The 1419-nt window shown below is 45.2% G+C and carries 1 protein-coding gene and 1 pseudogene; both read right to left on the reverse strand.

What is annotated here, in order from left to right:
- Positions 1-270: pseudogene (locus CWB85_RS21630) on the reverse strand (NAD(P)(+) transhydrogenase (Re/Si-specific) subunit alpha); the annotation flags it as partial.
- A gap of 209 nt (positions 271-479) precedes the next feature.
- Positions 480-1310, reverse strand: coding sequence for a 5-dehydro-4-deoxy-D-glucuronate isomerase (gene kduI, locus CWB85_RS21635; protein WP_138556001.1), 831 nt, complete (start codon positions 1308-1310; stop codon positions 480-482).
- Positions 1311-1419: the final 109 nt, after the last annotated feature.

Here is a 1419-nt window from a genome sequence, read left to right on the forward strand (position 1 = left end):
CGTTTTGTTTTTTGCGTGCACAATATCCTCGGCCGGTAATTTATCAACCGATAAAATCACATCCGCTTGCGCTAAAATCTCAGCGCGGTCATTCAGAACCGTAGCCCCTGCACTGGCATACTCGTCATCGCTGATGAAAATCCCTTCACCCAATCCTGATTCAACAATCACGTCTGCTCCTAGCAGCGCATACGCTTTAACATTCGCGGGTAATAACGCGCACCGCCGCTCAGTCGCGGCAGCCTCTTTTAAACAGGCTATTTTGGCCATAAATTTTCCTCATTCCTAAATTTAGGGTGCAACAATGTCTCCAGCAATGAATGCCGGATACTGTTTTTTATACCCACTGAGTGGGCAAATTGGGTCGCCCAAACACACTCACTGTGTGAGTGCTTACCAAGTCTGGCGTGTTTGGGGTATCAATGCTGGCGGTCGCCAGCGGGTGGCAGGCGAACGCTTAGTTACAATGCATCATCTGATTAACGTAATGCACTCACCTCGATGTGGTCCATGTCATCAAATTCTTGGTTTTCTCCACCCATCGCCCAAATGAACGTGTAGTTAGATGTACCCACACCACTGTGGATTGACCAACTCGGTGACGCGATTGCCACTTCACTTTCTATCGGTAATGTGCGCACTTCCGTTGGCTCACCCATTAAATGAAAGATTTTTTCATCTTTTGGTAAGTCAAAGTACATATACACTTCGGTGCGTCTAAAGTGTGTGTGCGGTGGTTTTGTATTCCATACACTGCCTTTTTTAAGCTCGGTAATACCCATTACTAATTGACAGCTATCTACAATACCTGGACGAATTGATTGGAATATCGTGCGCTCATTCGAGGTCTCTTGAGAGCCAAGCTCAATGCACATCGCTTTGCTTTTTGGTACGTGCACAGTCTTCGTAACACGATGTGCAGGATACGACGCTAAATAGAACTTTGCTGGGTTCGCTGCATCCTTCGATGCAAACACCACGTCTTGGCTTTCTTTCGCGATGTATAGACTGTCACGGTTGTTCATTGGGTAGTCTGTGCCATCAACGGTAATCACCCCTTCGCCACCGATATTAATAATGCCCACTTCACGGCGTTGACAAAAATAGTCCGCAGCCAGCTCTTTGTGGGTCGGTAACAAAATCGGTTCCGCGGCCGGAGTAATCCCCCCAATCACAGCGCGGTCGACATCAGTGTACGTTAGGTTGATCTTACCGCTTTCAAATAATGGCGCGGTAACGAATGCATCACGTAATTCATCATTACGCATGGTTTTATAACTTCTGATATCCGCTGAGAACATAAAGTCCATAACGTTTCCTTAATTAATATTTTAAGTGTGCATTAAAAGTCAATCGTCTCAATTTAGTTAAAACAACAAACCTTATTTCTTGGATCAATATACTGCAATATAAATGGTT

Source organism: Pseudoalteromonas sp. S1727 (genome assembly GCF_005886375.1).
In the GTDB taxonomy this organism is placed as follows: Bacteria; Pseudomonadota; Gammaproteobacteria; order Enterobacterales; family Alteromonadaceae; genus Pseudoalteromonas; species Pseudoalteromonas haloplanktis.

Bases quoted from the DNA above. Each gene is read 5' to 3' on its own strand.
- kduI (WP_138556001.1), bottom strand. From the start codon at position 1,310: ATGGACTTTATGTTCTCAGCGGATATCAGAAGTTATAAAACCATGCGT.